This window comes from Arthrobacter sp. Bi83, from assembly GCF_918698095.1.
Classification (GTDB): Bacteria; Actinomycetota; Actinomycetes; order Actinomycetales; family Micrococcaceae; genus Arthrobacter.
On the sequence record NZ_CAKKLY010000005.1, the window covers coordinates 1 to 22,768 of the forward strand.

Here is a 22,768-nt window from a genome sequence, read left to right on the forward strand (position 1 = left end):
ACGTCGGGCTTGGCGCCTCGGTCTGGTCCTCCGATCCGGCCCGCGCACGTGCGGTCGCAGCCCGCATCGAGGCCGGCACCGTGTGGATCAACAAGCACGGCGCAGTTGACCCCCGCGTCCCCTTCGGGGGCGCCAAGCAGTCGGGGTATGGCCTGGAATTCGGCGTCGAAGGCCTCAAAGCCCTCGGCATCCCCCAAGTCATCAACGGCTGAGTTGGCACTTCCCCACTGATCCGGGCTGTCTAGAGCGGCCGGCCGTACGGGTGGTCCACCCACGGTCCGGCACCCTCTTCCGGGCACGCAAGGTCGGCGCCCTTGCGCGTGCTCCAGAAGTCCGCGGGGCAGCGGGCTCCCTGCCCGGACGGCAATCGGCATTTGAGAACTCTTGCCTTCATCATCGCTTGTCCATTGGGTTCAGCCGCCAAGGCGGAGGGTGATCAGCAGGCTGATCAGAGCGACCACGCCGGCCATGAGTATCGCTGCTCCGGGATTGCCGAAGTTCAGGGTCCATCCCAGACCGAACCTGCGCGGAACAAGCAGTGTGTGGTCTTCCCGGTTGATGTAGATCAGGCCACCGCGCCAATACTTGTCGTCGTCCCGGTGCGTCAGGCCGGAGTCGCGCCCGCCCTGGTCCCGCTCCCTGGTCCAGACCCTGACATCCTCCGGCGGGCAAGCCACGGCCATGCCCGTCGACGTCACCGATGAGGACTCGGTGAAGAACCTGCTGGCAGGGATCAGTGAGCGGTTCGGACGCCTCGACGCTGCGGTGAACAACGCCGCAGGCGGCGGCCGCACTCCGGCGCCCCTGAGCGACTGGGCCAGCGAGGACTTCGACAGCGCAATCGCCGTGAACCTCCGCGGAGTCTTTCTGTGCATGAAGTACGAAATCGAACTCATGCTCGCGACAGGAACCGGTGCGGCGATCGTGAACATGTCCTCCACCGCAGGCGAACAGGGCGTCGCCGGCCTAAGCGGCTACACGGCCAGCAAGTTCGGCGTCGCTGGCCTCACCCGCGTCGCCGCGCTCGACTACGCCGCCCACGGAATCAGGATCAACGCGATCGCTCCCGGACCAGTACTCACCGACCGGCTCGCCGAGGCGGGCCAGGCCGCCCAGGAGCGCGTGGCCGCAACTGTTCCGCTTGGCCGGATCGGCACCCCGGGCGATGTTGCCGCCGCAGCACTCTGGCTATGCTCGGACCAATCCTCGTTCGTCACAGGCACCGTTCTCACCGTCGACGGCGGCAGGCTCGCAGGAACGCCTGCCTTCAACACCGGGAACTGACGGCGCCGAGGAGACGCCACCGAGGCCGACGTCGAAGATGATCTCCGCGGCGAGACGGGGGTCCGCGCAGCCAAAGATGATGAGGCCGGCCCCCCCGATTTGGTGTCCTAAGGCAACTTCTGTGCATTCGTTCCGATCTTTTCCCAACTTCCGGTGACCAGAATGGCGTACGTCCCGGGCAATGCCCCGTCAGGCCGAACCGTGGGACGGGCAGCCGGACCAGGCACACGCCCCAAACAGCGCCGGGCCCGGTTACCATCAAGCACGCCTACCAGCCTGAACCATCTGTTCAGCCGACATTGGAGCGCAGCATGATCAAACAGCTCAGCAGGTTTGGGGTTGTCGGAGTCACGGCGGTATCCCTGATTTGGGCGCTGGCGGTGGGAGCCGCTCCGGCCCAGGCGGCAACATGCCAGCCCGGAACCCCTGCCCCCGCAGACACCTATCCGGGGACGGCGGTGATGGCTAATAATCTCGAGTCCGGGACGCTGGCCGGGTTCACGCCAACGACCGGAGGCACGGGAACCGCCACCGTCTCCTCGGCCCAGTCCCATTCGGGAACCTGCGCCGCGTTCCTGCACGCCACCACTGATGCGGGCTCCGTGGCCAAGCTGTCCGTGCCCCTGCCGGCGGCCACAGCCACGGCCTATGCCGACGGCTGGTTTAACATCACCCAGGCCGGGGTGGCAGGCAACGACGTCCCGTACTTCCGTTTTTTCTCCGGCAGCTTACGGGTCGCCGATATTTACCGGTACAACTCCAACGGGCAGCTCTGGCTCCGCGTGACTTCGCCTACCGGATCCTTCGTCTATACCCGGCTGATCCCCTCAAGCATCACGCTCAGCGCCTGGCACCACGTTGCTATGCGGGTGACCGCGAATGGTCTCGGAACCGAAGTGCAGGTGTGGTTCGACGAGACATCCGTGTACTCCAGCAACCAGGTAGCCAGCGCGGCCACCACGCTCAACGCGGTCCAGGTCGGTGCGGAACATTTCCAGCAAATGGGCGACAGCTACATTGACGATGTCATCATCAACGCCTCGGATCAGACCAACCCCACTCCGCCTGCTCCCCCTCCGCCCAGCACCAGTTCATCGATCCGGAGCGCCGCGGACGTCGTGGCGGCCGGCCCTGACGGCGCGCTGTGGGACTACCCGGCAACCGGCCAGGGCGGGTTCCATCCCCGGCAAAAGATCGGCATCGGCTGGTCCGGGCTGGCCAAAGGGTTCGTGGCGGACTGGAACAGCGACGGCGTCTTCGATGTCATCGCGCAGTGGAAGGACGGCCGGCTAAGCTTCTACCCCGGAAAACCCGGCGGCGGATTCGCCGCGGCGCAGGCGATCGGCACCGGCTGGGGCAGCTACCACATCACCGTCGGCCACTGGCGCAAAACCGACCAATATCCGGGAATCCTTGCCTACGACGCCGCCGGGACCCTCTGGTACTACGGCAACAACGCCGGATCGTCGCTGTCACCCCGCATCAAGACCGGGGTCGGCTGGGGAGGCCTGTACCTCACCATGACCGACTTCGACCAGGACGGGGCGCAGGACCTGCTGGCCAAACGCAGCGACGGCAGGCTCGTGCTGTACCGCTCCACCGGAACCGGCGGCTTCGTCTCCGAAGCCAGGCGCACGGCGGGCGCCGGGTGGAACAGCATCAACAGCATCACCAGCGTGGCCGGATTCACCACGGGAAGCTCAGGGCTCATGACCCGGCTCAGCGACGGCCGTCTCGCCCATTACCCCTTCAGCAAGGGCATCTGGGGCGCGCGGACCATCGTCGGCACAGGCTGGAGCAGCTACAACATCTTCCGCTAGGACCACCGCCAGTTCCGGCAGAGCTCCCTCCTGCCGGGACGGGTCTTCGTATCGCCGGAAGATTTCGACGCCCAGCTCGGTCGGTGGCTTCGCAAGGCCTACTGGCCGTCCGTCGTTCCGCACTTCAGGCCGGTCACCACAGCGGCACGGCGGCGTCCGGCGGCCCGGCTTTCGGGGAGTCGAGCTCGCCGTGGCGCAGCTCGGCTCCCTGGCCAGTGCATTGGGATCAGGAGGCGGCGAGCCGCGCCTCGGGAATCGTCGGCTCGAATAGTTCGATCGGATTGCCCGACGGGTCTTCGATCAGTACTTGATTTCCGCCCACACCCGTCACGATGTCACTTCGGAACTGCACGCCGGCGTCGCGAAGGGTCCGCACGACTGCCGCGAGGTCTGCCACCTCCAGCGTGAATCGATTCCAGCCGCCCGGGGCGGGAACGGTCCCGTCGGGCATGCTCTGGCCTCCTCCGCCTTGGCCGCTCGGAGCGCTGAGCAGCAGCCTCAGATCACCGCGGTCGAGCATGGCAAAGGGCGGCGCGGGATGCATGACGAGCGTGAATCCCAGATGTTCGCGGTAGAAGTTGACTGCGGCATCGACGTCATCGACGATGTAGCGCACGCTTACGGTGGCGATGGGGAGACCTCCTTGCTCTGAACTCAGAGATACGCGCCACGTCGCGGCGTGTCAACACGCGGAGTGTCTGATATGCCCGCGGGGTCACACTGGATCGATGCCAACCCAGCAGGGTAGGGCAAGATCGGTGATGAGGCGTAGCAGCCAAACGGGCACCGATGGCATGCCCGCTTCGCCCAGTCGATGTTTGCATTGCGCCGCTCTAGCGTGGCGCGCCCGAGGCCCGCCTGTCCCCCATCGGCGGGCCTCCGGTGGCGGGACGAGTGCGGCACCAATCTCGGGTAACTCTTGGATTTGTCCTGCACCTATCCTTTCCAACGGATTCCTACTGTTGAAACATGAAGACAAAAGCAGCCCTCGCACTGACCCTCACCGGCATCCTCCTCTCCGGATCCGATGACAGCGGCGGCCATGGCGGCCACGGCAGCGACGACTGAACTTCCGGCCACCTCCTGACCGCCGCACCATCCCCGCCACCACAGCGCGGCCCTCCTGTACATCACGTACAGGAGGGTCGCGCTCATTTCGATCCGTGCATGAGGCGATCCAGATAGTCCGGCCGGCCAAAGCAAGTACTCACGAGGTGTTACCAGTGGTTGGGGAGAAGTAATTGAGGTACTTGGTACTCATGTGAGAGCTGGGAATCGGGTTTAGCGTTGTCCTACGGTGCCAACCCGGTACGGAAACCATTTTCCGCAGGCCAAACCGGACCCGCACCAGTGAATCAGCGTTGATCGCACTGTGAAGGAGTGATCCTTATGGGGGAAATCCCTGCCCGCAGGTCGGCTACCAACACTCGACCCTGGCGGCTGTCCGCTTTCGTCAACGAAACCATAGCCCGAGCACGCACGGCGGCTGTTCCGTTCAAGGTCGGTGAGGTGGTCGTCGTCGACGATCCCTTCAACGGCCGCAGGGAAGGCCAAGTGGCCGTCAAGAACGGCACTTTGGTGGGCCTGCAAACCGCAGACCGCATCTTCTTCTACGACCATCGGCAGCTGAGACGGCCAGATTAGCTGCCCCTCCACAGTCCTGCCAATCCGCTCAACCATCCCCAACCATCGGCCCGAACCCCGGGAGCCTGATTGAAATGTCCATTGCAAACCTGCACTACCTGACAATTGCCGAAGTGGCCGCGGCCATGCGCGTGTCCAAGATGACCGTCTATCGGCTGGTCCGGGCCCACGCATTGGCCTCGGTGCGCTTCGGCAACTCGTACCGCATTCCCGAAAACGCCGTCGAAGAGTACATAAGGAAGGCCGGTGATTCCGCGGATTCCTGAGACCGATTCGCGGACATTCCGGTCCTGTCTATGGGTCATACTGGGCACAGGGCGGAATTCCACCCCATTCGGCCTAAAAATCATCACTTGGGCCATGGAAGACCTGGACGGCGGCTCTCCTTGGTGATGCTGCGCCGATCAAGCTGGGGAAATAGGGAAAGCCCCTCGGGAGGGGCTTTCATCGGGATTGGACAGTGTTGCTTGGATTGGTCAGCGGTGATGCGCTACTCCTCCCCGGGCTTTCTGTCGCCCATGCCGGTTTCAGTAGAAAAGACTGTAATACGCTCTCCGGATTTCGTCCAACCCCTCTCCGGGCCGCCGTCCGTGCGCGAAGTGCGGGCACTTCAGATTCTGGCCATGGACGGGACGCGAATGCTCATTGACTTCATCCTCCTATTAATCGATATCGCGCTTACGTTCCTGGAGCACCTGTTCCATCACGGATTGCCCGCACGCAAGGGTAAGGTCCGTAAGAGTCTGGAACGCCGGAAGGCTCAACGCTCCGAAAACCCGGAGCGCTGATTCTGCGCAGAGATTCTGTGCGACCTGCGGTTGGCCGGTTGATCGTCTATGTGGACACCCCGGCTGCACTCAAATTCGTCGTCGAGGAAAGCGAGCCCACCGCCTGCAGACGGACGTGCTGATTGCCTACGACGTCGGCCTGGTCACCGCAGCCACCGACGCCGGACTTGCCATTTTCCCCGGGCATACCGCGGCAGCACCCTCCCCACGAAGCCCCGAGGCTCAGCGCTGGCTGCCATCGACGCGGAGACCGCACGGCTGACTGACCAGTCCCGCACCCAGCGGCAGCCGTTCGAAACCTACGCTGCCGCCGCGAAGAACCTGGGACTGCGGCCGCCGGAAGACCGGGTGCTGTTCGACGCGAACCGGGCCCGGCTTGAGGAGGTCGAATCGCAGCTCGGCGCCCACTCCGATGAGCTTCAGGAGAGCCGCACCGCGCTGACCATCACCCGCACCGAACAGACGGCACGGCTGACCGAGATCGGAAACGAACTGCGCAGCCTGCAGTCCCGTCCCAACCTGCTGCCGCTCCCCCAGCTGGAGCTCCGCCGTCGGCTGTGTGACGGCACCGGGATCGCGGAGACTGCGCTGCCGTACGCCGGCGAACTGCTGCGGGTCCGTGATGGTGAAGGCGCATGGGAGGGCGCGGCCGAACGCACCCTGCACGGCTTCGCATTGTCCCTGCTGGTGCCGGCCGAACACTATGCAGCCGTGAGCAGCTGGGTGGATGCCAACAACCTGCGCAGACGGCTGGTCTACCTGAGAATCAGGGAATCGCCGGCACCCAGGGCGGCCGAGCCGGGCACCCTTGCTGCCAAGATCGCCATCAAGCCGGGCACGCCGTTCCGAAACTTCCTGCTGGATGAACTTGCCACCAGGTTCGACCATGTCTGCTGCGATACCGTCGAGGATTTCCGCCGGTATCCCAAGGCGCTGACCGTCAACGGCCAGCTCAAGGGCGGCCGCGGCAGGCACGAAAAGGACGACCGGCGGGAGCTCGAGACGGCCGAGGCTGAGATCGCGTTTGTTGGCAAAGCCCGAGAGGCAAAGCGGTTCCAGGAGCTGGCGGAGTGTCTTGCTGGGCTGGATCCGCAACTGGCCGTTTGGGCGGCGCGGCGCCCGCTGAAATTGCTTGAGCTAGACGATGACGTTCTGTCCGCCGCCCGGGCGGCGCTGTGGCTTCGGGACAATCCCACCCCGGGAATCTACGTCCGGCAACTGGGACTGCCCGGTGTCCACACGAAGTTCATTGAGCGGCACCGGCAGGTTATTGATCAGCTGCTCGCAGGCGTTGCGCCTGGCTCAGATATGGATGAGGTGGAGGCCGACACGGAACCGCCCATGGAGACGCCTGCGCCGGATGTTGCCCTGGACGATGGCGCCGGCCGTACTCCGGCGGCACGCTTCGCCCGCCGGCACGGGTTCCTGCATCCGCCGGAGCTCGTCCGGTTCCGTGTTCTGGATCCCGCGATTCTTGTTCTGGGCGATGCCCGGGACATCACCGTGACCGCCGAGGCATTCAGCGCGCTGCAGCTCCCGGTGCACACCGTGATCGCGACCGAGAACCTGGTCAACTTCCTCGCACTGCCCGAACGGCCCGGCACACTGGCACTCTACGGAGCCGGGTACGGCTTTTCTTCGCTACGTGATGCCGCATGGCTCCGCGAGTGTGAGGTCCTGTACTGGGGCGATCTGGACACCCATGGCTTCCGGATCCTGGACCAGCTGCGCGCAGTGCATCCCCACGTGGCCAGCGTGCTGATGGACGAGGAGACGTTGCTGGCACACCACGATGCGTGGGGAAGAGAGCCGTCGCCGTCGAGGGCTGCACTAACAAGGCTGACAGCGGAGGAAGCCGCACTCTATGAAGCGCTTGGCAACGACACCTACGGATCCGCCGTCCGCCTCGAGCAGGAGCTGATCCGCTGGGACTGGGCGCTCAAACAACTCAGAGGATGAGCTCGTCGAACCCCCAGCCGGCCGCCTTCAGCAGACTTAACCGACCGGTTGGCTCCCGTCATACCCCAGCGCACGGCTGGCTTCCAGGCCTGCACGGGCCACCACCGGCCCTAGCCGTTCCACGTCGGCAGGCCCGATCCGCTGGGTCGGGAATCCCAGACCCATGGCACAGGCGAGCCGGCCGGCGTGGTCGAATACGGGTGCGCTGATTGAACCCACATCTTCATGCCGTTCCCCGAAAGCCGCATAGAACCCCTGTTCCTTGGCCACCTCCGCTTGCTCCCGGAGCATCTCGACGGATGCCGGGGTGTCGGGGGTGAAGCGGTCAAGGCCGTGGTCCTCCAGGGCGCCCCATGCCTCCGGATCAAAGGCCAGGAAAATCTTGCCCGGCGCCCCGGCGTGTAGCGGCATAACCATGCCCACCAGGAAGGGCCGCATCACCACGTGACGTGTCTCGGCCACGGCGACGATGGTCCGGAACGCCCCGTCCCGGACGTACAAGCATGCCGTTTCGCCGGTCTCATCGCGCAACTGCTGCAAAACCGGCTTCACGAGCCTGACCACGTCCAGCCCGAACGTCCCGGGGGTAGCCCATCGGACCAGCCCGATGCCGATCCTGTACCGGTCCCCGTCGCGGTCCAGGAAGCCCTCCCGCAGCATGTTCTGCACCAGCCGCTGGCACGTGCTGGACGGCAGGCCGGTCTTCCGGATGATCTGCTGCAGTGTCGGCTCCGGAGCCTCGACCGAGAAACAATCCAGGATCTCCGCCACCTTGTGTAGGACCAGCAGGGGTGGGCCCCCGGCTCCCGATTCCGTTGCCACCGTTGACGTCCCTTCACTTCACTGATTGACCTCGAGCAGCCTTCAGCTTAGTCAGCTGGAAGCTGGCCACGGGATCGTGACCTATTTGACATTCTATTCGCGAGACCCACATCATGGAAACCTAACCCACCAAGTGGGTTTCACTCGACCAGGCCCCAGCACAAAGACGTGGAGAAATCATGAGCACACCCCAAAGCACCTGCGAAACCGCGCCGGAACCCAAGCGCCCCGGCTCCTCCAGGGTGGGACTGATCGTTCCCAGCTCCAACACCACTATGGAGACGGAATTGCCGGAGCTGTTCCGCCGGCAGGCCCAGGCAACCGGCCACAACTACACCTTCCACTCCGCCCGCGCCGGCATGAAGAAAGTCACTCGGGAAGAGTTGCTGGCTATGGTGGGCAAGGCAGCCGACTGCGCCGAGGCTGTTTCCGACGCCGATGTGGACGTCATTGCCTACGCCTGCCTGGTCGCCGTGATGGCCCAGGGTCCCGGAGCCCACGAGGGCTCGGAGAATGTAATCGCGGACGCCGCCGCCGGAAACGGGCACCCTGCCCCGGTGACCAGCAGCGCCGGTGCCCTAGTCCGCACGCTGCAGGAAATCGGAGCGCTTAAGGTGGCCATGATCACCCCCTACATGAAGCCGCTCACCAAGATGGTGGTGAACTACATCGAGGGCTCCGGCATCACCGTACTGGACGCCATCAGCCTCGAGGTGGCGGACAACCTCGAGGTCGGCTGCCTTGATCCGCAGAACCTGCCCGCGCTTGCCCGCAGCCTGCAGCGCGAAGGCGCGGACGCCGTCGTGCTTTCCGCCTGCGTCCAGATGCCGTCGCTGGCTGCGGTCCAGGCGGTGGAGGACGAGCTCGGCCTGCCGGTCATCACGGCGGCCACGGCCACTACCTACGAGATCCTCAAGGCGCTCGGTCACCAGCCCGCCATCACCGGAGCGGGCAGCCTGCTGTCTGGCGCCGGCGTCCTCACCTCCGCGAACTCCTAGGCGGCTGGCACCATGTCCGTATCACTCATCGCATTCCTGGTCCTGGTAGCCGCCTTCGCGATCGGATCCTTCACCAAGATCAACGCCGGCCTGCTGGCCACGGTCGCGGCGTTCGGCGTCGGAACCCTCCTGGCAGGCATGTCCATCAAGGACGTCATCGGCCAGTTCCCCGCCGGGCTGTTCTTCATCCTGGTGGGCGCCACACTGCTCTTCGCCATTGTGCGGATCAACGGGACCATCGACCTGCTGGCCTACTGGGCTGAACGGCTCGCCGGCGACCGGAAGATCCTGGTCCCCATCCTGATGTTCCTGCTGACGGCCGCCTTGGCTTCGGCCGGCGCGTTCACCCCCGCCGCTATCGCCATCGTGGCGCCGGTGGGCCTGGCGCTGGGCATGCGGTTCGGCATCAGCACCCTGGCGATGGGCCTGGTCATCGTCCAGGGCGCCAACGCCGGTGCCTTCTCTCCGGTCAACCCCTTCGGCGTGCTGGCCAATAAGATGCTGGACGGCGCCAGGGCCGCGGACGGTTCCTTCAAGCTTTACGCCTACTGCTTCGTCTTCAATGCCATCCTGGCCGCGATCGCCTACGTCCTGGTCCAGGCCGTCATGAAACGCCGCACGGCTCTGGCGGCAGGTCACCAGGCCGGTGAGGCCGGGGATGCAAAGCACGACGGCGGCGCTGCTGCTCCCGCTGGAAGCAGCGCGTCAGGTCCGTCCGGGTCCGGAACGGCTGTGCTCACCGCCCCGGCGCCCACTTCTGTGGCTGCCGTAAGCACCACCAGGACTGGCCCCGAGAAAGTAGCCGCAACGCCGATGCGGATCCTCACTTTGGTGGGCATCGCCTCCCTTCTGGTTCTCACCACGGTTCTGGGCCTGGACGTCGGAGTCGCTTCGCTGATCATTGCCACAGTGCTGATCGTCCTGGACTCGGGCGTGCAGAAGCCGGCAGTGGAAAGCATGCCGTGGTCTGCGATCATTCTGGTGACCGGCATCGTCACCTACGTAGGCATGCTGGAAAAGATGGGCGCGCTGAAGGATCTTCAGGAAGGTATCACCGGCCTGGGCAACAGTTCGCTTGCCGCCCTGGTCACCAGCTATGTGGTGGCCATAGTCTCGGCCTTCGCCTCAACCACCGGCACCCTCGGCGTCATCAGCCCGGTGGTCGCACCCATCGCTATGGATCCGCTGCTCACCCCCATCGGGGTAGTGACGGCCATCGCCATCAGCTCCTCGGTAGTTGACGTGAGCCCGATGTCCACCAGCGGCGCCCTGCTGATGGCGAGCGCGCAGCCCAAGGACGAGCGGATGTTCTTCCGGGCGCTCCTGCTCTGGGCCATCGCGATGATCGGCCTGGTGCCGCTCGTCGTGTGGTTCGTGTTCGTCCAGTTGGGCCTCGGCTGAGCACCGTACATCGAAGGAAAAGGGGTGTCCTGCGTGGCAGGGCATCCCTTTCCCTTCTTAACGCGGCCTGGCTTCAGCGGCGTCCGGCCTTCGGGCGGAAAGGCCCCGGCCAGTCCTTGAGCCGGATCCGTTTGAGGTCCTGGATGGTGCCCAGCGTGCCCCACTCGTCCAGGCCCAGCCGGGTCAGCGGCTCGAGCAGGTCAATCCGAGGGTGGCTGCCGTCCAAAACCGCGTCGCTCACGGCAGCGTGCGTCACTTCGCCGAAGACCAGGATTGAGTCTCCCATCGGCAGGACCGAGTGCAGGCGGCATTCGAGCACCGCCAGCGATTCTTTTACCCGCGGCGCACCCACGGTGAGGCTTGGCTCCCGCGTGAGGCCAGCGGCGTCAAACTCACTGACTTCGGGCGGAAAATTGGTGCCGGTGGCGTTGACCTCCTCCAGCAGCGCGGCCGGGGCGAGGTTCACCACGAATTCTCTGGACTCGGTGATGTTGCGTAGCGAATCCTTTTCCCCCACCGAGGTGAACTGCACGATGGGCGGATTCGTGGACGCCACAGTGAAGAACGAGTGCGGGGCCAGGTTGTCAACGCCCTCCGCCGAGACACTCGATACCCAGGCGATGGGCCGGGGTACCACCACCGCAGTCAGCAGCCGGTAAAAATCACGGGCGGACGTCACCTTGGGATCGAAATCAGTGCGCATGGTGCCAGACTATCGGGCAGGGAACATGGGAAGGAAACAGGATATGACGATCCAGCCATACCGGTCACCGTCAACCGGGTGCGGGATCCGCGCCGTCCTCTTCGACACCTTCGGCACGGTGGTGGACTGGCGTACCGGCGTCGCCCGGCAGGCGGCCGCCTTCGCCGCGACACGTGGGCAGCACCTCGACGCCGAGGCGTTCGCCGATGACTGGCGCGCCCTCTACCAGCCGGCAATGGAGGCCATCCGCTCCGGCTCCCGCGAATTCGCCACCCTGGACACACTCCACCGCGAAAACCTGGACCAGGTGCTCCGCCATCACGGCTTCGATCCGGACCGGCTGGACGCAAGAACCCTGGAAGAGTTGAACACATCCTGGCACCGTCTGCCCCCATGGCCGGACAGCTTGGAAGGTCTGTCCGCGATCCGCCGTAGCTACATTGTGGGTCCCCTCTCCAACGGCAACACCTCGCTGTTACTGGACATGGCCAGAAACGCCGGCCTTCCGTGGGACGTGATCATCGGCTCGGACATGACGCGCACGTACAAGCCGCTGCCCAAGGCCTATCTTCGGACTGCGGAGTTCCTGGACCTCAAGCCCGGTGCTGTGATGCTCGTGGCCGCCCACAACAACGACCTGCACGCTGCCCGGGACGCGGGATTGGCGACGGCGTTCATCGCCCGCCCCACCGAATACGGCCCGGGCCAGGTCGCGGACCTGACGCCGGAGAGCGATTGGGACCTCTCGGCATCGAGCATCACCGAACTTGCCGGCGGGCTCGGAGCGGCAGAGGCGGGATGCGCGCCCTCTCGCCGGACGTCGCACCATAATGCTAACGCCCACGGCAAGGCGGCAAATGCCATCGTGAATCACGGGCTTCCGACGTCGTTGTACCCGGCCGCAGCGTCGGGGAACGCAGCGGCTCCCACGAATGGTCAGCCGTCCGGATCGGCAGGACCCTCATCAGCCGGAACATAGTCACCGTGGTGGTGGACGAACTTCCACTCGACAAGATCGAGCCCCGCAGGGCACCACGTCCGGTTCTCCACGGCATTGGCAGGGCCCAGATTCAGTCGCCGTCGTAACGGGCAAGTGCTTCCCTGTAGACGGCGGCGGTTTCTTTGTCGCCCCTCGCGGTGTACTTGGCGATGATGTTCGCCAGGTCGCGTTTGATGACCCAATGCGCGTCATACGGTTCACGGGAACGGGGAACGTAGTCGTTCATGATTTCCCACTGCCTTGCGCCTCTTCACGCTCCAGCAGATAAAGCAGAAATGCCGCCTGATTGTCGATTTCCCTCTGTTTGCGCGGGGAAATCCAGTCCAGCAATTCTTGATCGTCAGCCATGATGTCCACTCCTTCCGGCTATGAATTGATGGTGACCCCGTTCGGGCAAGATCGGCGAAAGTTTCACGAAAGATAGGCGAAGGTCTTGCCTGCGGCAGCTTTGGCACGGCCGAACACGACATCGAACGTGCGCTTTTCCCACTGGACGCGTCACTACATAGATCAGCTGACCTTGTCCAACAAACGCGTCACACCCCGCGGTACGCTGGACTTCCCCGACCAAACGCAAGCGAGGCATAACGTGCACGAGGACGCCGCCAGGTTCCTGTCCCAGCCGGTGGAGGCCCAGCTTGGCTCACCCCTCCGGGTCGCCGTCTACTCCCGGATCGCCGAGGCCATCCGCAACAACCTGCTCACGCCCGGCTCCATGCTCCCCACAGAAACCGAACTCGGCACGGACATGAAGGTCAGCCGCACAGTGGTCCGCGAGGCGCTGATGCTGCTCGAGGAGGACGGCCTCATCCGGGCCCGCCGCGGCGTCGGCCGGTTCGTCTCGGACACCCTCCCCCGCATCGGGATCGAACGGATCCGGCCCTTCGAGGAGGTCCTCGGCGGCCCAGGTCAGCACATCGAGATCAAACGCGTACAAAGGGAGCGGCAGCCCGCCTCCGAGTTCGTCGCCCCCGGCATCGGCGTCGAACCAGGCGCCGACTGCTGGCTGTGGGAATCGGTCCTGATCCGCGACGGCGAGGCCATCGCCCACCTGCAGGAAAACATCTCCGCCGGACCGGTCAGCTTCGGCAGCGGTTCCGCTGCCGCCGCCCCGCTGGAGCTCGACGACGACGGCGGCACCACGCTGCTCGCGGCGCTCTACAAGCGCGGTGGCCGGGTAGTAGGACCCGGCGAATGCCAGATCGGCCTCAGCCAGGTGGGCCCGAGCCGGGCCAAACTGCTGGACCTGCGGGCATCGGATCCGGTGCTCGTGCTGACGCAGTACGTCAGGCACGCGAACCGGCCCTTCTACCTGGCCAAATGCCTCATTCCTGACCGCGCCGGGCACCTGTCAGTGATGCAGTCCCTTCAGTCCTGAGCCCGGCTCGGTCCGACTGAGCTTAGGCGGCCCGCCCCCGCATGACCGGTCCGGGCCCCGGCCGTTCATGCGGCCGCGGCTAAGGGCAGTTACCACCGACCGCCCTGCAAGCGTTCACGCGGCCATTGGCCCAGTAGCTGCCTGTACCGAAAATCGGGTCAGCGGTTGATTCGACTTTTGCGCGGACTAATGCGTTTGCGGTCCCGGCAGGTGAGCTCCAGACAAGCGCGGCAACGGCGGCGACAATGGGTGAGGCCATTGAGGTACCGCTGGCAATGTCATAACCCATGGACCGGCCGTTCTGCGTACCCAGGACGAAGGGGTGGATCGGGAAGGTCGAGTAGACATTGACACCCGGCGCCGCGATATCCACCCACTTACCGTAGGTTGAGAAGGATGCTTTGTCGTCCTTGTTGTCGGTTGCAGCCACGGCAATAACGTTGGGATACGCACCCGGGTAGATCTTGGCCTGGGTACCGGCGTTGCCGGCCGCAGCAACTATCACTATGCCCTTATTCCAGGCGTTATTCACGGCAGTTTCGAGCGTGCGCGAAGAGACGCGCTGTCCGAGACTCATGTTGATCACCTTGGCGCCGTTTACAACCGCCCAGTCGATGCCCTTAGCAATGGCTGAGCTAGAGTCAGACCCGCTGTCGTTAAGCACTTTGGCATCCAGGATGGTGCAGTCCGGGCACACACCGGCGACACCGGTGGAGTTGTGGGCGGCGGCAACGATGCCGGCAACATGGGTGCCGTGGCCGTATTTGTCGTAGTCCTCAGGATTGATAATTTTCGTATCGCTGAAGTTGGTCCGTGCGACGACCTTCTGCGAGATGTCTTCGTGGTCCATTGCGACACCTGAATCGACGATGGCAACCTTGATGCCGCTGCCGGTCGCGAACGTCCACGCTTCGACGGCGTCCACATCGGCGTCCACATCACCCGTGGCTATGGTTTGCGTGTTGGCGGTGTTAGTGAATGACTGGCCAACGTTCTGCAGGGCGTACTGGCGGCCGAAATACTGGTCAGCTGTATCGGCAGTAACCAGCTCGTCCGGCTCGGCGTACTCGACTGCCGGGTTCCGACTTAAGGCTTCGATGAGTTGAAGTTCCTTACCGGCCGGTACCTTGATGAGTTGAGCGCCGGTACTGCCGATACCGGGGCCTTCCTTGAGGCCGTGCTGGCGCAGTACGCCGGCTGCCGCACTCTTGTCGCGGAATTTGATCATGATTTGTCCCGCGATGTGTGACGACTGGGTCGCCTCGCCGCCCGTGGTCACTGCGTTGCTTGGGGCTGCCAACGTGATTGCGCCGCAGCCTATGACTACCGCCGCGAAACTAGCTATAACGATTCTTTTCATGGGGAGTATCTTGCTTCAATCTGCACCGGCTAGATAGTGTCTGCCGCCGCATGACGAAGCGGTGCGGCGACTGGAGCGCCGAACGACAGCAGCGTGTCCACCGGGGCGTACATTGCGGAGCATATCGCCGGGCGGTGAGGTCTGCGCCGGCAGATTGGCCTCGAATGCGTTCTCTGAACCCGTCAGGGAGCGAGCAGTCCGTCAGCGACGATCGCAAGCATCGATGCAACTGATTCGGCGGGAAGCTCGCTGTTGTCTGCCACTGCAGCCATCCCGCCAACAAGCCGACTGATTTGCATTGCCTCGACGCCGGGGCGCAGGGCCGAGTCCAACCCGTCAATGAGGCGCTGATTCGCATTGACGTAAGTAGTGCATTTTGCTGCGAATGGAGACCCGGGATCGCCCAGCGCAGCAGTGATCCGCGCGGCCGCACCCTTGTGTTCTGTCAGCATCGCCGCATAGTCGGTCAGCCAGGTCAACAGCTGCTCCCGCGCGGAGGCGTCGAGCGAAAGCGCCCTGTCGACTGCCGCGTTGACCTTCTCCGCCCAGGCCTCAAGGACTGCGTCGTACAGGGACTCTTTGGTCGGGAAGTGCCGGTACAGCGTGCCGGGGCCCACCTCGGCCCCTTTAGCGACCTCGTCCATCGAAACGGCGTCGAAGCCTTTGGCGCGGAACAGCGCACGTGCAACCTCCACGATCCGATCGCGGTTGCGTTGGGCGTCAGCGCGCACAGAAACACCTTTCAAAACATTGTTGCCAAACGGAGAGTGTCTCCGTATAGTTCTAACCGGAGCATCTCTCCTCTTAGTGTACGTCAGCCCATCGGCTAGAACAGGACACCACCCCATGACATCCACAATCGCCACACGGGCGCCCGCCGGGATCGCGCCATCTGGCCGCCGCGCCGGCAGCATTGGCCTCTGGCTGGTCATGCTTGCCCAACTCATGCTTGTCTTGGATGCGACGGTCGTGAACGTCGCACTCCCCCACATCGCCACCGACCTCGATTTCACCCGCGCCCAGCTCAGCTGGGTCCTGAACGGCTACGCCGTCGCCTTCGGCGGCCTCCTGCTGCTCGGCGGACGGATCGGAGACGTCTTCGGCCGTCGCCGCACGTTCCTGGTGGGCGTCGCAGTCTTCACGGTCTTCTCGCTGCTCGGCGGCCTGGCCACCTCACCCCTGCTCCTCGTCATCGCACGCGCACTCCAAGGCCTCGGTGCCGCGTTCGCCGCCCCGAGCGTGCTCGCGCTCATCACCACGAGCGCGCGGGACGACGGCGCGCGGAACCGGGCGCTTGCGTTGTTCTCCGCCGTCGCCTCGATGGGCGGCGCGCTCGGGCTCATTCTTGGCGGCCTGCTCACCGACATCGCCAACTGGCGGTGGACCCTCTTCATCAACGTGCCGATCGGCGTCATCGTCCTCCTTGCCGTGCCGCGCCTCGTCGCCGAAACTCCCCGGAGACCCGGGCGCTTCGACGTGCTCGGAGCGGTGACCGCAACGGGCGGCGCCGTCGCCATCGTGTGGGCCCTCATCCAAGCGGGCGACGACGGCTGGTCCAGTCCCCGCACGATCGGCGGGCTGGTGGTCGGCGCAGCATTGATCACCGTGCTCGCCTTCACAGAGCGGAGAGTGGCCCATCCCCTGCTCCGCCCGCAGCTGCTCCGCAGCCCGAGCCGGGTGGCGGCGCTGGCGGCAATGGCGGCCACCTATGGCGGGATGCTGGCGATGTTTTTCCTCATGGTCCAGTACCTCGAAAACGATCTGCACCTCACGCCACTGTTGACGGGGCTGGCGTTCCTGCCGATGCCCCTGAGCATCTTCGCGATGTCGCGGATCGTCCCGCGACTGGTCGAGCGCTTCGGGGCCGTCCGCCTTGTCATCCTCGGCGCCGCCCTTCGCGTGGTCGCCTTCCTGCCGCTCACGCAACTGAGTCCGGACACCCCCTTCGTGATCGTCATGGCTGCCCTGCTCTTGACGGGAATCTCAGCCGGCATGACGTTCATGCCGCTCACGACGCTCGCGCTTCGCAACGTCGAACCCGAGCACGCAGGGTCCGCCTCTGGGCTTTTCCAGACAATGCAGCAACTTGGCGGCGCCGTTGGACTGGCCATCGTGGCTTCGACGTACGCGGCCTTCGCTGTCCCCGGCGACTTCCTGACCGGCGGCCGGGCCGGGTTCTGGTCGGCGACCATCCTGTCCGCCCTCGCGCTGGCAGCCGTCGTCGGGCTGGTCATCAGACCTCGGAAGGTGGCATGAGGGTGGCACCCGTTCGGGGGAAGAGCGAAGCCGGGTGCAATTCTCACCCGGCTTCCCTCTCTCTGGTCTAGATCCCCCGTTCTAGCCCTTCTGGCCCTCGGCTACCGCTGGGCCCCGCAATGCGTGGGGTAGCCCGCGCAGCATGGTTACCGGGTGCCGCCCCTAGGTTCGTCCTCGAGGTCCCTAGGTGCCGTGAGATCCATCTCGAGCAGCGGCACCACTTTGGACTTGGTGATGAAGCGGTGAGCCAGCCATAGAACGATGAAGACTGGCAACCCGATGTAGGAGGAAAGCACCTCCATGGTCCGTCCGGCAAGCACAGCCTCGTAGTTCTGTCCCGCGATTACCAGTATCAGCAGGGCGAAGGCCAGCAGTGGGCCAATGGGGAACAAGGATGCTTTGTACGGCAGGTCGCTGACTTTGTTTCCCTGGGCCAGGAAGCCGCGCCTGAAACGATAGTGGGAGACCGCGATTCCCGCCCAGACGATGAAGCCGCATAGGCCTGACATGTTCAGCAGCCAGGAGTAGGCCGCACCCTGACCGACGATCGCGGAGAGGAACCCGAAGAGTCCCACGGCGGCGGTCGCCAGCAACGCCGGGATCGGCACACCACGCGAATTGGTCCGGCCGAAGATCTTCGGGGCCATGCCGTCATGGGCCATGGCGTAAAGCATCCGGGTGGAGGCATACAGTCCGGAGTTGCCCGCGGACAGGATTGCGGTCAGGATCACGGCGTTCATCAAGGCCGCTGCGAAGGCGATTCCGGCGCGCGAGAAGACCAGGGAAAACGGCGACGCTGCAATATCGGACTCGCCGGAGGCCAGCAGGCTCGGATCGGTGAACGGGATCAGGCAGCCGATGATAAAGATGGCACCAATGTAGAAAAGCATGATGCGCCAGAAGACAGTGCGGATAGCCTTCGGCACTTCGCGACGCGGGTTCTTGGCTTCGCCTGCTGCGACTCCCACGAGTTCGGTGCCCTGGAAGGAGAACCCGGCAACCATGAAGACCGAGATGATCGAGACCCAACCCCCGTGGAACACGTCATCGCGGTTTTCCCAGTTGCTCAGTCCCGGAGAGTTATCCCCGAGGATGCCGAAAATCATCAGCACGCCGGCGATCAGGAAGAGCACCACTGCGCTGACCTTGATCAGGGAGAGCCAGAACTCCGACTCACCAAAGGACTTCGCCGAGAGGGCATTGAGCCCGGTCAACACCAGCAGGAAGATCCCGGCCCACACCCATCCCGGGACCCCCGGGAACCAGAAGTCCATGATGATCCCGGCCGCGACCAGCTCGGCGGCCACCGTGATGGCCCAGTTGAACCAATAGTTCCAGCCGATCGCGAACCCAAAGGACGGGGAGACGAAACGGGTGGCAAAGGACTGGAAAGAACCGGCGACCGGAATTTTGGCCGCCATCTCGCCCAGTGACTGCATCAACAGGAATACCATCAGCCCGACCAGCGCATAGGCGACCAACGCACCGCCGGGACCCGCCTGGGCAATGGTACTGCCCGAGGCCACGAACAGCCCGGTACCGATCGCACCGCCGATAGCAATCATCTGCAGGTGGCGGTTGTTTAGCCCGCGCTTGAGTTCGTTGGTGGTTTCGCCGGAAGCGCGATCTGCCCCTATCGCAAGGGAGGACCCCTGTTGTGCTGTTTCATCGGGTTTGATGTCTACGGCAGTTCCGCTCGTCGGTGTCATGCAACACCGCCAAGGGAGCTAAGAATCAGTCCTGAACCGGAGCAAAGAGCGGTTTCAGGGGTGGTGCCGGGAGCAATAGCCCGATCACTTTTTTGCGTGTGGGAGCCAAGTCCCATGGTGCCTCCGAAAAGGTAGCTGCGGTGGATTTAAGCCTTCCGGAGCCCCCGGGCCGGGAAGGATGGTGATCAAGCTAACACACGTGAAGGAAGCGACCTTTGGCGCGGCGAATGTTGCACGCCCGACGGGTCAAGTCCTTACGCATGGGCATGGGTTACTCGATTTCAGCGTAAGGGTTGCTGATTTGATCGCACTTGCCGAGTAAGCAGCTCTGTCGATCTGCTATGGCACGCGGCCGGCGTTAGGCGAATGACGCCAGGCGTGTCCGCGAGCCACCCGAACAACGCTGGAGCCCCGGCCTATTCAATCGAGATGCGCGGTTTGTGGGATGCCCAAAGGCACCCGACCTTAAGGTCAAGCGCAGGCATAGCAGTGAAGAGACGGTTGCTAGCAAAAGGATTCCTTATGCATGAGAGAATAACCCTTCACGAATGCTTACGCACTGCTAGCTTCTTCAGGAATCCCCTCAACGGAAGGAACGAGCATGTCTGTAATCGCAAACCCGGAAGTGATAACCACCCGGGCAGAAGACCTCAAGGCGCTCCCGGCATGGCAGGCACTGAAGGCAGCCGTCATCGGACTGCAGCAGGTTCAAGTGCAGGACGGTTCCGTTCCGGAACCCGCTGACCATGACCAGGCCCGCCAGAATGTCGGCATCATTACTGACTCAATCAGTGACCTGCGCCCCCACCTCCCCCACGATTTGGACTACCTTGAACTGCTCGTGCAGGACTTCCAGCAGTGGGCGTCCGAGGGCTTCGTCGTACCGGATTTCCTCGACTCATTGGTAGCCTTCCACCCCGAGCAGTGGCGCATCGATGGGCTGCCGCACCTGGTTGTGTTCCCCATGTACACGCAGAACGGCAGCACCAACCGCTACTTCGAGGCCGTCCTCATCGAGGTCATTTGGCCCTCTTTCGTCGCTGAACTGGAGGCAGCAGACTACTCCAACAAGCTGTTCGTCCCCATCAGCTTCATCGATTTCACGCCCGGCTATGACACGAACTCCGCAGTTCTCTTCCCCGAGAGCGTTGCAGTCCGGAGCACCCCCTCCTTCACTTGGGGAGGCATTTTCGCGGACCGCGAAGCTGCCCGGTTCCGTCGCGTCCTAAAAGCTGCTGCCGACATCACTTCCCTGGACCTGCCGGCTGACGCCGCGGAATTCATCGACGACCAGCACCTTACGGAGAAGACCTTCGTGATGTGGGATCTGATCCATGACCGGACCCACATGCGCGGTGACCTGCCCTTTGACCCGTTCATGATCAAGCAGCGGATGCCGTATTTCCTGTACTCACTGGAGGAGCTCCGCTGTGACCTGACCGCCTTCCGCGAATCAGTCCTCATCGAGCGGGACGAAACGGCTTCCGAGGACGCCCGCAAGCACGCCAAGCTGGTCCAGTACGCCGTGATCTTCGACCGCATTTTCCGCTTCGCGATTACCGGGAACCGGGTTCGTAACTACGACGCAGTGGGCGGCCAATTGCTGTTCGCCTGGATGCACCAGCACCGAGTCCTGCACTGGACCGATGGAAAGTTGAGCATCGACTGGAAGGACGTCGCCGGCGTGGTCGTCGAGCTGGGTCTCCGCATCGAGGAACTCTACTGGCGTTCAATCGACCGGCCGAAGACCGCACACTGGCTGGCTGCCTACGAGCTCGTCTCGGAAACCCTCACCCCCCACCCAGCCTCCGTGTGGGCCAAGGGACCGGAGGCCCTTCCGCTCGAAGGCCCTCCCCGGGGTCTGACGGACCAGATCCTTGATGACGAATTCCCTCTGTCGATGTTCTACGAGGCTCTGGAGAAGAAGATGTCTTCGGTCATTGAATCAACTGCCGGGATCACCGGTCAGAGCCCTGTGAAGACTGAGGGCGAGGCGGGCGCATGAGCCAGGACCTCTCGGGGCGTACGGTCGTCGTCGCCGGTTCGACAAGCGCTGCCGGCGTCGCGGTAGTCCGCACCCTCTCGCAAGCAGGGGCACGCGTGGCCGCAGTGGACATTCTTGAGGACCGAGTGCAGGAGCTCTCGGTCGCGTACGACAACGTCACGGGCTATGTCTGCAACCTCGCGGACCTGCAAGCCGTTGAGGACTTGGCGGCCTCTGTCCGGAACGATCTGGGTCCCGTGGACGGCCTTATCCATCTTGTAGGAGGGTGGCGAGGCGGTACCGGCATTAAAGGCCAGACGGATGAAGACTGGGACTTTCTGCACACCAGCGTCCTCACCACCCTGAGGAACACCAGTCGCGCGTTTTACCATGACTTGGCTACCTCCCCTGTGGGTCGCCTGGCCATCGTTTCCGCACAGTCCGCTTCCTCGCCGACAGCGGACGGGGCCGCCTATGCCGCCGTCAAGTCCGCCGCCGAGGCATGGACCCTGGCCGTGGCCGACGGATTCCGGCACCTGCAGGGAGGAAACGAAAGCCCCCTCTCCGCTCAGCACTCGGCCGCCCTGGTCTTCGTCGTCAAGGCTCTGGTCGATGACCGGATGCGCGCAGCCCAGCCGGAACGGAAATTTCCGGGCTTCACCGATGTCAGTGTCCTTGCCGATGCTGTACAGCGGATCTTCGGCCTGGAGGCAGAACAGATCAACGGGCAGCGCTTGTCACTCACGGCCGGCCACCTCGTGGGCGCACCGGCATAAGCGTCAGCGTTGATACGAAAGCAGGCGTCCCGCAGATACTGGCGGGGCGCCTGCACAACAGCGCATATCAATACCGACGAAAACGGCGCCCCGGAACGGATTGGCGGAGTGAAGCTCCTCCCGATCCCCACACCGGATGGCAAACTCACCCGGGAATTGATCGACGCCGAAGCCTGGGTGGGGAGACGAGCATCGGGCGCAACCGCTGGTCGTATCGATCACCCAGACCACCGAACTCGGCACCTGCTACAACAAAAACGGGCTGCTGTTCGGTGAAGCCGTTATCTGGCTCAACCCACAGTCCGACCCAGGCATGAGCTACCTGCGCAAGATGAACATGCAGCTTGCCTCAAAGATGCGTTTCGTCTCTGCGCAACTGGTAGCCCTGCTAACGGATGGGTTGTGGCTGCGGTCCGCCAGTCACGCCAACGAGATGGCTCGACGTCTCAGCGAAGGAATCTCGGCCATTAACGGCGTCTCGCTGACGCAAGCAACACAGTCCAATGGCGTCTTTGCCGTTCTTCCACCCGGGGCAGCCGCGAAAGTCCGGGAATCCTTCCGCTTCTATGACTGGGACCAAGCACGCGGCGAAGTCAGGTGGATGTGCTCCTGGGACACCACCGAAACCGACGTCCGATCTCTCGTGGCTGCAGTTGACGCTGCCGTAGGCTCCCCAGCTTCACAACGAAACGTGTAAACAGGGAGAGGTAACCGCCAGCCAATGGCGGTGCTTTCCAGCGGGCGCGGTCTCAAGAGGCCGCGCCCGCGTCATCGTCGGGGAGAAACAAAAGGACGAGCTCTTCGGCCGCGATGTGGGCCCCGGTCTTGACCAGGACCACCCGGAGTGAGGTAACAGGGCGGCAGTAGACGCAGCTGGACTTCATTT

General features: G+C 64.0%; 24 protein-coding genes and 1 pseudogene. 15 read left to right on the top strand and 10 right to left on the bottom strand.

The window, feature by feature from the left end:
- Positions 1-212, top strand: a 212-nt coding sequence (locus tag LQ144_RS04250; protein WP_230117323.1) for an aldehyde dehydrogenase family protein, incomplete at its 5' end; no start/stop codon positions are given.
- Between the two features lie 201 nt (positions 213-413).
- Here the strand turns inward: LQ144_RS04250 and LQ144_RS04255 are convergent.
- Positions 414-698 carry a DUF5808 domain-containing protein gene (locus LQ144_RS04255; RefSeq protein WP_230117439.1) on the bottom strand — a complete coding sequence of 95 codons (285 nt, stop codon included), beginning with the start codon at positions 696-698 and terminating at the stop codon, positions 414-416.
- On the opposite strand from LQ144_RS04255, the gene LQ144_RS04260 reads away from it, so the two are divergent.
- Both LQ144_RS04260 and LQ144_RS04265 read left to right on the top strand, forming a co-directional pair.
- Positions 586-1,284, top strand: coding sequence for an SDR family oxidoreductase (locus tag LQ144_RS04260; protein ID WP_230117324.1), 699 nt, complete (start codon positions 586-588; stop codon positions 1,282-1,284). The two genes, LQ144_RS04255 and LQ144_RS04260, sit on opposite strands and share 113 nt — an antisense overlap.
- 311 nt (positions 1,285-1,595) lie before the next feature.
- The gene (locus LQ144_RS04265; protein WP_230117325.1) at positions 1,596-3,104 is read left to right on the top strand and encodes a VCBS repeat-containing protein; all 1,509 of its coding nucleotides are present in this window, start codon (positions 1,596-1,598) and stop codon (positions 3,102-3,104) included.
- A 226-nt stretch (positions 3,105-3,330) separates the two neighbouring features.
- Here LQ144_RS04265 and LQ144_RS04270 read toward each other — a convergent pair whose 3' ends face one another.
- Positions 3,331-3,720, bottom strand: coding sequence for a VOC family protein (locus LQ144_RS04270; protein ID WP_230117326.1), 390 nt, complete (start codon positions 3,718-3,720; stop codon positions 3,331-3,333).
- 773 nt (positions 3,721-4,493) lie between these two features.
- Here LQ144_RS04270 and LQ144_RS04275 point away from each other — a divergent pair.
- From LQ144_RS04275 to LQ144_RS04290, 4 genes are all read left to right on the top strand, one after another.
- Positions 4,494-4,748 (top strand): hypothetical protein, encoded by a 255-nt coding sequence (locus LQ144_RS04275; protein ID WP_230117327.1) that lies wholly within the window; start codon positions 4,494-4,496, stop codon positions 4,746-4,748.
- A 74-nt stretch (positions 4,749-4,822) separates the two neighbouring features.
- The gene (locus LQ144_RS04280; RefSeq protein WP_230117328.1) at positions 4,823-5,014 is read left to right on the top strand and encodes a helix-turn-helix domain-containing protein; all 192 of its coding nucleotides are present in this window, start codon (positions 4,823-4,825) and stop codon (positions 5,012-5,014) included.
- A gap of 357 nt (positions 5,015-5,371) precedes the next feature.
- Entirely contained in the window at positions 5,372-5,536 is a 165-nt protein-coding gene (locus tag LQ144_RS04285; RefSeq protein WP_230117329.1) for a hypothetical protein, read from the top strand.
- A gap of 348 nt (positions 5,537-5,884) precedes the next feature.
- Positions 5,885-7,495 (top strand): Wadjet anti-phage system protein JetD domain-containing protein, encoded by a 1,611-nt coding sequence (locus LQ144_RS04290; RefSeq protein ID WP_230117330.1) that lies wholly within the window; start codon positions 5,885-5,887, stop codon positions 7,493-7,495.
- Between the two features lie 36 nt (positions 7,496-7,531).
- Here LQ144_RS04290 and LQ144_RS04295 read toward each other — a convergent pair whose 3' ends face one another.
- The gene (locus LQ144_RS04295) at positions 7,532-8,317 is read right to left on the bottom strand and encodes an IclR family transcriptional regulator (RefSeq protein ID WP_230117331.1); all 786 of its coding nucleotides are present in this window, start codon (positions 8,315-8,317) and stop codon (positions 7,532-7,534) included.
- Positions 8,318-8,496: 179 nt separating this feature from the next.
- Between LQ144_RS04295 and LQ144_RS04300 the strand changes: the two genes are divergently transcribed.
- Together LQ144_RS04300 and LQ144_RS04305 are read left to right on the top strand one after the other, a co-directional pair.
- Complete coding sequence (locus tag LQ144_RS04300) at positions 8,497-9,315, top strand: Asp/Glu racemase (protein WP_230117332.1); 819 nt, start codon at positions 8,497-8,499, stop codon at positions 9,313-9,315.
- A gap of 12 nt (positions 9,316-9,327) precedes the next feature.
- Positions 9,328-10,716 carry an SLC13 family permease gene (locus LQ144_RS04305; protein ID WP_230117333.1) on the top strand — a complete coding sequence of 463 codons (1,389 nt, stop codon included), beginning with the start codon at positions 9,328-9,330 and terminating at the stop codon, positions 10,714-10,716.
- 73 nt (positions 10,717-10,789) lie between these two features.
- On the opposite strand, the gene LQ144_RS04310 is transcribed toward LQ144_RS04305, so the two are convergent.
- A complete protein-coding gene (locus LQ144_RS04310) occupies positions 10,790-11,419 on the bottom strand; it encodes a flavin reductase family protein (protein WP_230117334.1) in 630 nt (209 codons plus the stop codon).
- Positions 11,420-11,462: 43 nt separating this feature from the next.
- On the opposite strand from LQ144_RS04310, the gene LQ144_RS04315 reads away from it, so the two are divergent.
- Complete coding sequence (locus tag LQ144_RS04315) at positions 11,463-12,398, top strand: haloacid dehalogenase type II (protein WP_230117335.1); 936 nt, start codon at positions 11,463-11,465, stop codon at positions 12,396-12,398.
- A gap of 91 nt (positions 12,399-12,489) precedes the next feature.
- Here LQ144_RS04315 and LQ144_RS04320 read toward each other — a convergent pair whose 3' ends face one another.
- Together LQ144_RS04320 and LQ144_RS22945 are read right to left on the bottom strand one after the other, a co-directional pair.
- On the bottom strand, positions 12,490-12,645 hold the full coding sequence (locus LQ144_RS04320; protein ID WP_230117336.1) for a hypothetical protein: 156 nt from the start codon (positions 12,643-12,645) through the stop codon (positions 12,490-12,492).
- On the bottom strand, positions 12,642-12,767 hold the full coding sequence (locus LQ144_RS22945; RefSeq protein ID WP_290369711.1) for a hypothetical protein: 126 nt from the start codon (positions 12,765-12,767) through the stop codon (positions 12,642-12,644). The genes LQ144_RS04320 and LQ144_RS22945 overlap by 4 nt, the downstream gene beginning before the upstream one ends.
- Positions 12,768-13,008: 241 nt before the next feature.
- On the opposite strand from LQ144_RS22945, the gene LQ144_RS04325 reads away from it, so the two are divergent.
- Positions 13,009-13,797 (top strand): GntR family transcriptional regulator, encoded by a 789-nt coding sequence (locus tag LQ144_RS04325; RefSeq protein WP_230117437.1) that lies wholly within the window; start codon positions 13,009-13,011, stop codon positions 13,795-13,797.
- Positions 13,798-13,876: 79 nt separating this feature from the next.
- On the opposite strand, the gene LQ144_RS04330 is transcribed toward LQ144_RS04325, so the two are convergent.
- Positions 13,877-15,157: a S8 family serine peptidase gene (locus LQ144_RS04330; protein WP_230117337.1), complete on the bottom strand. Its 1,281-nt coding sequence runs from the start codon at positions 15,155-15,157 to the stop codon at positions 13,877-13,879.
- Between the two features lie 182 nt (positions 15,158-15,339).
- Positions 15,340-15,888 (bottom strand): TetR/AcrR family transcriptional regulator, encoded by a 549-nt coding sequence (locus tag LQ144_RS04335; protein WP_230117338.1) that lies wholly within the window; start codon positions 15,886-15,888, stop codon positions 15,340-15,342.
- 115 nt (positions 15,889-16,003) lie between these two features.
- Between LQ144_RS04335 and LQ144_RS04340 the strand changes: the two genes are divergently transcribed.
- Complete coding sequence (locus tag LQ144_RS04340; protein ID WP_230117339.1) at positions 16,004-17,413, top strand: MFS transporter; 1,410 nt, start codon at positions 16,004-16,006, stop codon at positions 17,411-17,413.
- A gap of 146 nt (positions 17,414-17,559) precedes the next feature.
- Here the strand turns inward: LQ144_RS04340 and LQ144_RS04345 are convergent, their stop codons facing one another.
- Positions 17,560-19,122 (bottom strand): amino acid permease, encoded by a 1,563-nt coding sequence (locus tag LQ144_RS04345; protein WP_290369712.1) that lies wholly within the window; start codon positions 19,120-19,122, stop codon positions 17,560-17,562.
- 601 nt (positions 19,123-19,723) lie between these two features.
- Here LQ144_RS04345 and LQ144_RS04350 point away from each other — a divergent pair.
- From LQ144_RS04350 to LQ144_RS04360, 3 genes and pseudogenes are all read left to right on the top strand, one after another.
- Complete coding sequence (locus LQ144_RS04350) at positions 19,724-21,127, top strand: DUF6421 family protein (protein WP_230117340.1); 1,404 nt, start codon at positions 19,724-19,726, stop codon at positions 21,125-21,127.
- Positions 21,124-21,882, top strand: a complete 759-nt coding sequence (locus LQ144_RS04355) for an SDR family NAD(P)-dependent oxidoreductase (protein ID WP_230117341.1) — start codon at positions 21,124-21,126, stop codon at positions 21,880-21,882. Before LQ144_RS04350 ends, LQ144_RS04355 begins: the two co-directional genes overlap by 4 nt.
- A 54-nt stretch (positions 21,883-21,936) precedes the next feature.
- Positions 21,937-22,579 (top strand): annotated as a pseudogene (locus tag LQ144_RS04360) (beta-eliminating lyase-related protein); the annotation flags it as partial.
- A gap of 52 nt (positions 22,580-22,631) precedes the next feature.
- Here the strand turns inward: LQ144_RS04360 and LQ144_RS22950 are convergent.
- Complete coding sequence (locus LQ144_RS22950; protein ID WP_290369713.1) at positions 22,632-22,766, bottom strand: hypothetical protein; 135 nt, start codon at positions 22,764-22,766, stop codon at positions 22,632-22,634.
- Between the last annotated feature and the right edge of the window lie 2 nt (positions 22,767-22,768).

Bases quoted from the DNA above. Each gene is read 5' to 3' on its own strand.
- LQ144_RS04265 (WP_230117325.1), top strand. From the start codon at position 1,596: ATGATCAAACAGCTCAGCAGGTTTGGGGTTGTCGGAGTCACGGCGGTA.
- LQ144_RS04275 (WP_230117327.1), top strand. From the start codon at position 4,494: ATGGGGGAAATCCCTGCCCGCAGGTCGGCTACCAACACTCGACCCTGG.
- LQ144_RS04280 (WP_230117328.1), top strand. From the start codon at position 4,823: ATGTCCATTGCAAACCTGCACTACCTGACAATTGCCGAAGTGGCCGCG.
- LQ144_RS04285 (WP_230117329.1), top strand. From the start codon at position 5,372: ATGGACGGGACGCGAATGCTCATTGACTTCATCCTCCTATTAATCGAT.
- LQ144_RS04300 (WP_230117332.1), top strand. From the start codon at position 8,497: ATGAGCACACCCCAAAGCACCTGCGAAACCGCGCCGGAACCCAAGCGC.
- LQ144_RS04305 (WP_230117333.1), top strand. From the start codon at position 9,328: ATGTCCGTATCACTCATCGCATTCCTGGTCCTGGTAGCCGCCTTCGCG.
- LQ144_RS04310 (WP_230117334.1), bottom strand. From the start codon at position 11,419: ATGCGCACTGATTTCGATCCCAAGGTGACGTCCGCCCGTGATTTTTAC.
- LQ144_RS04315 (WP_230117335.1), top strand. From the start codon at position 11,463: ATGACGATCCAGCCATACCGGTCACCGTCAACCGGGTGCGGGATCCGC.
- LQ144_RS04320 (WP_230117336.1), bottom strand. From the start codon at position 12,645: ATGAACGACTACGTTCCCCGTTCCCGTGAACCGTATGACGCGCATTGG.
- LQ144_RS22945 (WP_290369711.1), bottom strand. From the start codon at position 12,767: ATGGCTGACGATCAAGAATTGCTGGACTGGATTTCCCCGCGCAAACAG.
- LQ144_RS04330 (WP_230117337.1), bottom strand. From the start codon at position 15,157: ATGAAAAGAATCGTTATAGCTAGTTTCGCGGCGGTAGTCATAGGCTGC.
- LQ144_RS04340 (WP_230117339.1), top strand. From the start codon at position 16,004: ATGACATCCACAATCGCCACACGGGCGCCCGCCGGGATCGCGCCATCT.
- LQ144_RS04345 (WP_290369712.1), bottom strand. From the start codon at position 19,122: ATGACACCGACGAGCGGAACTGCCGTAGACATCAAACCCGATGAAACA.
- LQ144_RS04350 (WP_230117340.1), top strand. From the start codon at position 19,724: ATGTCTGTAATCGCAAACCCGGAAGTGATAACCACCCGGGCAGAAGAC.
- LQ144_RS04355 (WP_230117341.1), top strand. From the start codon at position 21,124: ATGAGCCAGGACCTCTCGGGGCGTACGGTCGTCGTCGCCGGTTCGACA.
- LQ144_RS22950 (WP_290369713.1), bottom strand. From the start codon at position 22,766: ATGAAGTCCAGCTGCGTCTACTGCCGCCCTGTTACCTCACTCCGGGTG.